Origin of the sequence: Streptomyces sp. NPDC017225 (assembly GCF_044331465.1) — a bacterium.
GTDB lineage: Bacteria > Actinomycetota > Actinomycetes > Streptomycetales > Streptomycetaceae > Streptomyces.
The window spans coordinates 330171-337715 of record NZ_JBIRNE010000008.1 but is presented as its reverse complement, the minus strand read 5'-3'; the positions used below and the strand labels follow the sequence as shown (position 1 = coordinate 337715).

Annotated in this window: 6 protein-coding genes; 2 read left to right on the top strand and 4 right to left on the bottom strand. The window is 71.9% G+C overall.

Annotation, left to right across the window (positions count from 1 at the left end; all coding sequences use genetic code 11):
- From ACH4NX_RS20235 to ACH4NX_RS20220, 4 genes are all read right to left on the bottom strand, one after another.
- A partial coding sequence (locus ACH4NX_RS20235; protein ID WP_398153361.1) for an AMP-binding protein occupies window positions 1–2188 on the bottom strand: 2188 nt, incomplete at its 3' end.
- A 100-nt stretch (window positions 2189–2288) separates the two neighbouring features.
- Window positions 2289–3635: a glutamate synthase-related protein gene (locus ACH4NX_RS20230; protein WP_398129206.1), complete on the bottom strand. Its 1347-nt coding sequence runs from the start codon at window positions 3633–3635 to the stop codon at window positions 2289–2291.
- The gene (locus ACH4NX_RS20225) at window positions 3632–6055 is read right to left on the bottom strand and encodes an amino acid--tRNA ligase-related protein (RefSeq protein WP_398129207.1); all 2424 of its coding nucleotides are present in this window, start codon (window positions 6053–6055) and stop codon (window positions 3632–3634) included. Before ACH4NX_RS20225 ends, ACH4NX_RS20230 begins: the two co-directional genes overlap by 4 nt.
- Window positions 6052–6609, bottom strand: coding sequence for a cobalamin B12-binding domain-containing protein (locus ACH4NX_RS20220; RefSeq protein WP_398129208.1), 558 nt, complete (start codon window positions 6607–6609; stop codon window positions 6052–6054). The genes ACH4NX_RS20225 and ACH4NX_RS20220 overlap by 4 nt, the downstream gene beginning before the upstream one ends.
- Before the next feature lie 207 nt (window positions 6610–6816).
- On the opposite strand from ACH4NX_RS20220, the gene ACH4NX_RS20215 reads away from it, so the two are divergent.
- Together ACH4NX_RS20215 and ACH4NX_RS20210 are read left to right on the top strand one after the other, a co-directional pair.
- The gene (locus ACH4NX_RS20215; protein WP_398129209.1) at window positions 6817–7077 is read left to right on the top strand and encodes a hypothetical protein; all 261 of its coding nucleotides are present in this window, start codon (window positions 6817–6819) and stop codon (window positions 7075–7077) included.
- Between the two features lie 98 nt (window positions 7078–7175).
- Window positions 7176–7388, top strand: coding sequence for an MbtH family protein (locus ACH4NX_RS20210; RefSeq protein WP_363139530.1), 213 nt, complete (start codon window positions 7176–7178; stop codon window positions 7386–7388).
- The last annotated feature ends 157 nt before the right edge of the window (window positions 7389–7545 follow it).

Sequence of the window (7545 nt, the reverse complement as noted above, 5' to 3'; positions counted from 1 at the left end):
CCATCGGGGCGCCGAGGGTCAGCCCGGCCACCTCCCGGCGGTGGGGGCCGAATGATTCGTGGCTGCAGAAGACGGTGGTCTCGGTCGGCCCGTAGACGTGCACGACGGTGGTGTCCGGGCAGGTGTCCAGGACGCGGCGCAGGGCGACGGCGGACAGCACGTCGCCGCCGGTCCAGATCTCGCGCACGCCGGCCAGCGAGCGGGGTGACTCCTGGGCGATGGCGTCGAAGAGGGCGGTGGTGAAGTAGACGGCGGTGATGCCGTGCTGTTCGATCGTGCGGGCCAGTTCGCCGGAGTCGATCTTCTGGCTCGGCAGGATGACGGCTTGGCCCCCGCGCAGCAGCGGCACCCAGAGTTCGTAGGTGGAGGAGTCGAAGGCGAGCGGCGAGTAGGCGAGTACCTTGCTGTGCCGTTCGGCGTCCCAGCAGGGGTCCAGGGCGAGTTCGACCACGTTGCGATGGGTCGTGCCGACGCCTTTGGGTGTGCCGCTCGAGCCTGAGGTGTACATCACGTACGCCAGCTGGTCAGGGTGGACGTCCAGCTCGGGCGCGGTCCGCGGCTCGGCCGCGGTCGCCACGATCTCCTGGACGGCGAGCACGCGAGCGGCACCGGCGAACGCGACCTCGTCCTGGTCACGATCGGTGAGGACGATGCCCACACCGGTGTCCTCGATCATCCATCGCAGCCGGTCCGCGGGCTGGCGGGGGTCCAGGGGCACGTATGCGGCGCCGCACTTGAGTACGGCCAGGATCGCGATGACGAATTCGAGCGAGCGGTCCTGGTAGAGCGCCACCGAGTCGCCCGGGCGCACGCCGAGCCCGGTCAGGGTGTGTGCGAGGCGGTTCGCGGCGGCGTCGAGGGCGGCGTAGGTGAGCGTGCGTCCCGCGCAGTGCAGGGCGACGGCGTCGGGGGTGCGGGCGGCCTGGGCGGCGAACAGGGCGTGCAGGGGGCCCTCGGGCAGGGTGGTGGTGGTCTCGTTGTAGTCGGCCACCAGTTCGCGGCGCAGTTCGTCGCCGAGCCAGTCGATGTCGTCGATGAGCACCCCGGGGTCGGCGGTGACGGCCTGCACCGTGCGGGACAGCAGGCCGGCCGTCGCCCGGGCGTCGCTCGCGGTGAACCGGTCGGTGCGGTAGGCGAGTTCGAGCACCGGGTCGCTCCCACCGGTGCGCGCGATCACAGTGACCGCGTGGTGGGTGGACTGCCGCAGCCGTACGCCGTCGTCCCAGCGGCAGTCGTCGACCACGACAGCGGTGTCGAACAGCTCCGACCGGACGCCTGCGACGCGGCGCAGGGCAGGCACGGAGATGTCGAGGTGCCCCGCGACGCGCTCATGGAAGCGCGCGACGGCACCGATGACGTCGCGTACCTCGGTGTGCGTCCCCAGAGTGACCCGGAGCGGCAGGTCGTCGCCGCCCATGCCGATCAGGACGTCCTGACGTCCCGTGAGCCGAGCGCAGACGACCGCCCAGATGCCCTGGTAGACGGCTGACGTGGACGTGCTGAGCCGGGCGGCGAGCGCCGCCAGGCGCTCGGCGGTCTCGCGCGTCAAGGCGACGGGCAGCACCTCGCTGCGTGGGGCGGCGGCACCGGTCTGCCGGCCGAGGAGGCACGGCTCGATGGGCCCGACCAGCTCTGTGCGCCATATGTCCGCGTCGGTGTCATCGTCGGCCTCCGTGCGGGCCGGCACGGCGGCCGGCTGCTTGGTGGCCGCGCTGGGGTCACGGGCGAGCAGGGCGGTCAGCAGGGAATGCAGGCCGGCGGTGTCGAGCACCGCCCGGTGCGCGGTCAGGACCAGCGCTTGGCCGCCGCCTTCGGCCCTGGCCAGGGCGAAGCGGAGCAGCGGTTCCTCCCCGGCCCCGACGTCGAATCCCCGTTCCCACTCGGCGGCCGCCACCTCGTCGGCGTCGGTCCCCGGGTGTTCGGTCCACGGCAGAGGTGCGCCGGGCGCCACCGTGCGCACCGGCTGCCCGGTGGTGTCGTGGGCGAGACGCGCGAGCAGTTCCGGCCGCCGGGTCACGAGTTCGGCGGCTGCTCGCCGGAGGTCGTCCGGCGTGCGGCCCGCGGGCAGGGCGGCCACGGCCTGGCCCACGTCGAGGGTGCGGGCGTGGGGATTGTACTGGGCGCGCAGCAGCAGGCTCTCCTGGACGGAAGTCACTTCATGGGTCTGCACAGGGAGCTGCTGGGACATCTCGACACCTTCTCCGGAAGGGCTTCGGGGCTGGGGAATGACGGGCGGGGTGGAGCCGGGCAGGGCGGGACGGGCGCGGGAGCGGCCGAGGACGGGCCGACTAGCCGTAACTGCCGCTCTGCAGGGGGGACTGCAGCGGTCGGCGGTCCCGCACGTACTGCGGCGGGTGGTGCGGCGAACCGTCGGGGAGCAGCAGGTCGGCGGCGTCGACGGCGTCCACCCGGTACTTGCCGAGTGCGCTGATCAACAGCCGCAGTTCGAGGGCGATGCTCTCGACCAGGCGCAGCAGTCCGGCTTCGCGGTCCTCGTCGGCGGCGAGCAGCGCGGCGCGGCCGAGGCCGACGCCCCTGGCCCCCAGGGCGAGGGCCTTGAGGGCTCTGACGCCCTCCCAGATCCGCCCGGTGACGAGCAGGCAGTGCTCGCCGGCGTCCACGGCCCGCAGACAGTCGGCGAGCGGCAGTCCGACGTGGTCGAGGAACGACAGCGGCGCCCAGCCGGTGCCGCCCTCCGCACCGTCGATGGTGACGGCGTCGGCGCCCGCCTGCCAGGCGGTCGCGGCGGCCAGTGCGACATCGCGGCCCGGGTGGAGCTTCACCCAGACCCGGGCTCGCGGGAAGTTGTTGCGCATCAGGCGGACCTGATGGCGCAGGATCTCCTCGGTGAAGGTGCCGGGGCTTCCGGTGCGCAGCACCTGGCGGTCCGCACCGGTCGGGTCCGAACCGCCCGCTGCCTGGCCGAAGATGTCGGCCGTGCGGTACTGCTCGGCGAGGGCCTCGGCCTCCCCGAGCGGCAGTACGGTCATCCCTCCGAGGCCCGGCTTCGCCCCTTGGCCCACCTTCAGCTCGAAGGCCAGGCGGCCGGCGGCATGCAGCGGTTGGACGGCCGGGTCGCTGTAGACCAGGTTCCAGACCTCGCTGTCGGCGTCCTCGGTGGACTGCTGGACGACTGCTCCCCCGCATCGCTCGGGCGCGTCCTCGACTGCCTCGGCATAGGCCCTGATCCGGCCGAGCAGCGGGGACGAGCCGCTGCCGGCAGCGTGGCGGTAGCCGTTGACGGGCACGATGTTCTCGCCGATGACGAGCGGGATGCCGAGGCGTCCGGCCTGCCGTGCGACGGCCTCGCCCAGCTCCTCGCCGGTGGCGCGGGTGGAGCCGAAGGCGGACACGTACAACGGCAGCGGGGAGCCGAACCCGCCGAGCGTGCAGCCGAGGTCGACGTCGTCGTGGTGGGGTTCGCGGCCGAGCTCGATGAGCTTCTCGAGGCGTTGCGGCATGAAGACCGGGGGGACGAGGCGGGCCGCGTCGAGGAGGTCACCGGTGACCTGGCCGGCGCCCCACAGGGTGGTGCCGTAGCCGGAGGTGGGTGGGAAGACGGCGGCGGCGCCGGTCCGGGCCCGTTCGCGCACTCGGTCCTCGGGGAAGCCCACGGCGGTCAGTCGGCTCGTCATGGGGACACGACTCCCGGCAGCTTGGGGTAGGCCGAGGCCTGCCAGACCGCGGCGCACCCGGTGACGTACCGGGTGAAGCGCTCCAGACCGAGGCCGAATCCGGCGCTGCCCGGCAGGCCGCGGCGCGCTAGGTCGAGGTACCAGGCGTACTTGGCGGGGTTCTCCCCACTCTCGCGGATCCGGGTGACGATCGTGGCGTAGTCGTGTTCGCGCTCGCTCCCGCTGGCCAGTTCGCCGTAGCCCTCGGGGGCGATCAGGTCGAAGTTGCGCAGCACGCCGGGTCGTCCGGGGTCCTCGCGGTCGTAGAAGCCGCGTGACCCCTTGGGGTAGTCGACGACGAAGAAGGGCCTGCTCGCCTTGGCGGAGAGCATCTCCTCGCCCTGCCAGTCGATCTCGGCGCCCGGGTCCTGCGGATGTCCCAGGTCGATCAGGCTGGTGACGGCTTCCTGGTGTCCGATCCGGTCGAAGGCGGCGGCGTCGCGGAAGGCGTCCGGGTCGCGTTCGAGGAACGTCAGTTCGGCGGCCATGTGGCGGGCGCTGTCGGCGACGGTGTACGCAACGAGTCCCTCGAGCAGCGCCATGGCGTCCTCGCGCCGTCCGTCGCGTATCTCGACGTCGATCTGGTGGAACTCGACCAGGTGCCGGTGAGTGACGGCGCCTTCCAAGGGCTCGAGGCGCACGTTGGGAGCAATGTAGAAAATCTTGTCGAAGGCGAGCAGCGAGGCCTGCTTGTAGAGGATCGCGCTCGTCATGAGCTTGTACTTGTGGCCGTAGTAGTCGACGTCGACCTGCTTGGAGCCACGGGACCCCGGGTCGGTGACTGGGCCGATGACGGGTGGCAGCAGCTCGATGAAGCCGCGCTCGGCGAGGAAGGCCCGAGCGGCGGTCAGCATCCGGTTCTGCACCTTGAGGACCGCCTTGGTGGCGGGCGACGAGAGGTGTTTGTCGGGGGAGGCCGGCGGCGTCGACATCGGGTCGTCGCCGGATCCGCTGGATGAAAAGGACATGGTGGTTCCTCCGGAGGCGGCCTCGGAACGTGCTGGGCGTGCGGCGGATGCCGGTGGCTGCAGTGACGGGACGGCCGGACCGGCGGCCGACGGCAGCTGGCGTGGTGGGCCGGGTGACAGTGCGTCGTCGAACCTGCGCTGGACGAAGGAGAGCATCTCGTGCAGTCCCGCGGCCGTGAGGCGGGGCGGCCTGGGACCGTCGACGGCATGCCGGATGGGCATGGCCCCGATCTCGGACCACATGAGGCGGCCGTCGGCGTCGATGTGGCTGCGAGTGCGGCCCGCATTGTCGGGGTGCAGGCAGTAGGGGACGTCGAGATAGCCCCGCCGGAACGCCTCGAGCAGCGCCTCGCCCAGGTCCTCCCGGAGATTGAGCACGGCGTGGACGAGCGCACGGGCCTCGGCGTGGACCGGGTTGTCCTCGACGGCCGGGCGCGGGGCGGGCCGGTGGGCGGCCGTGCGGGCGGCGTCCGCCGCGATACGCAAGGCGGCGACGTTGTCCTCGACGGTGGGAATGCGGTGCGCCTCGACCTCGGTCTTCACGATGAGCCGGTGTGCTCCCGTGCGCACCGCGAGATCGGCGGATGCCTCCAGCAGGCGGGCCGCGCCCGGCGCCGTCCTCGGGTACAGCCCCATGTACGTGTACAGGACGATGTGCCAGTCCGTGTCGGGCAGCAGTTCGCAGGCAAGTGCGCGCAGCGCGGCGACGGCCTGTTCGTCCTGCTCGGCGTTGGTCTGCTGGGCGTAGCTGAGGGAGACGCTGTGCAGGCCGAGGCGCCGGAAGAAGAGCGCTTCGAGGACGCTGATGGCCACCAGCAGGCTGGGCGGGCAGAGTTGGCCGAGCATGCAGCCGCCGAAGGTCTCCAGGTGGGGTTCGCGGCCGGTGGCGCGCAGCTCGGCGAGGAAGCGGCAGGTCTCCTGCCAGTTGCGCACGGAGTCGGCGAGCGGGGTGCGACCGTAGGGCAGGCAGTACGAGACGGGGCCGCCCTCCGTGGCGTCGAGCCCGGCGAGTACGAGCGCCGCGGTGATGCCCTGGGGGCGGGCCGAGCCGTGCCTCACCTGCACAGGGAAGCCGTCGGAGCGGATGCGGTCGAGGACCCAGCGGGTGGTGTGCGGGCTGTAGGCGGTGATCGGATAGCCGTTCAGGGTGATCCGGTCACGGATGGCCTGAACCGCGGAAAGCTCGTCGCCCACCCGTGTGTAGCTGTCGACGGTGACCGTGCCGACCACCCACTCCGCCGCGCGTTTGGTGGCGAGGAGCCCCTCGCGCATCCGGGCCGGGTCGGAGAACCCCATGCGGGGCTGCACCACGAGTGCTCCGGCGAGCCGCGCGTCGGCCATCAGCCTCAGGAAGTCTGAGCCGGACCGCAGCTCGCCGTTGACGGGCCCGGAGGCCACTTCGGACAGAGTCATCTCCGGACCTCTCCGACGACTGCCTCCTGTGCGGGTGACGGTGCCGCGGCCCTGGACGACTCGATGGAGGCGGGCGACGCGACACTCCGGGGTGAGGCGGAAGAGGGGCCGGACTTGGGCAGGGCGTTGACGAAGGCCTCGAAGGAGGTCAGGGCGACTCGCTCGTCGAAGACCGCGTCGCAGCCCGCCTCGATGAGGGCCCGTACCTTCTCCTCCCGGCCCTCCGGGGCGATGCCGAGCTTGCCGCCGACGACCACGGGCAGCTTCGCGGTGTCGTCGTCGGCGCGCAGCGCGCCCAGCAGGGAGCGGGCGTCGTGGTAGCCATGGCCGTTGACGCTGCTCACGACCAGCAGGTCCGGGGTCAGAACGCGGCAGCTGCTGACGACGAGTTCGTCCGGTGCGCAGGGACCGAGGTTGACCACCCGGTGGCCGAGGTCTTCCAGGAGCAGTTGCAGGAAGACCAGGTTCCAGGTGTGCGCGTCGGACGAGGAACCCGTGACGACGACATCCAGCGCATGGCGGTGATCGAGGTTCGCCGGCGCTGCGGGCTGCATGGTTCTCCCCCATCCATGGTGTGGCGCGGTGCTCTGGCCACGGACTCTAGGAGGACCCGATCAGCGTTACCGGCGTCTGAAGCGGCAGCTCAGCGGCAGTTGACCGGGCATCTGGTGTCGATGTGCGGCGGACCGCCGCACGCGGGGCGCGGCGCCTCGTACTGTGAGCCGTCCCGGGGCCGGCCCCGCATCATGGAGGAGTGTGAAGTGACGCAGCCACTGGAGAAGGGTCTCAGCGACGGGCTCGCTGCCGTTCTGGCGTCCGTTAACCGCGGCGACCCGCTGGGTGAGGCCCAGGTCGCCGCCCTCGAGGCGGCCCTGCTGCTGGTGCGGGCCGACCGGCTGCCCGACGGCGAGAGCCGGGCGGAACTGGTTCACGAGGCGCTGGGCGCGGCGCGGGCCACGGTCGTGGCGACCGGGATGGCCCTGATGCGGCAGCCCGGCAGGGCACGGCGCGCGGTCGGCTGAGCTGCCTGCGGACCGCCGCCGTGCTGCCTGTCACACCCTCACTCCGCCACTAGCGTGAGGTAGTACCGATCCGTGATCCGACGACCGAGGTGGACTGCATGGCGACCAACCCTTTCGAGGACTCCGAGGGCACGTATGTCGTGCTGGTCAATGATGAGGGCCAGCACTCTCTGTGGCCGGCTCGCCTGACCGTTCCCGCAGGCTGGACCGTCGTACGGGCCGAGGGCAGCAAGCAGGAGTGCCTGGACTACGTGGAGGCCAACTGGACCGATCTGCGGCCCAAGTCGCTGATTCAGGCGATGGGTGCCTGAGGTCGTACGACACACGGTCGCACGACACAGCGGAGCGGGGGGCCCCGGGCCCCACCCCCCCGGGCCGCGCGCCGCCGGGTTGAGCCCCCGGGGCGCGGGGGTGTTATAAAAAAGGCCGGGGGGTGTGTTTGAATGGTGGGGGTCCGTGGGGGTGGGT

Bases quoted from the DNA above. Each gene is read 5' to 3' on its own strand.
- ACH4NX_RS20230 (WP_398129206.1), bottom strand. From the start codon at position 3,635: ATGACGAGCCGACTGACCGCCGTGGGCTTCCCCGAGGACCGAGTGCGC.
- ACH4NX_RS20225 (WP_398129207.1), bottom strand. From the start codon at position 6,055: ATGACTCTGTCCGAAGTGGCCTCCGGGCCCGTCAACGGCGAGCTGCGG.
- ACH4NX_RS20220 (WP_398129208.1), bottom strand. From the start codon at position 6,609: ATGCAGCCCGCAGCGCCGGCGAACCTCGATCACCGCCATGCGCTGGAT.
- ACH4NX_RS20210 (WP_363139530.1), top strand. From the start codon at position 7,176: ATGGCGACCAACCCTTTCGAGGACTCCGAGGGCACGTATGTCGTGCTG.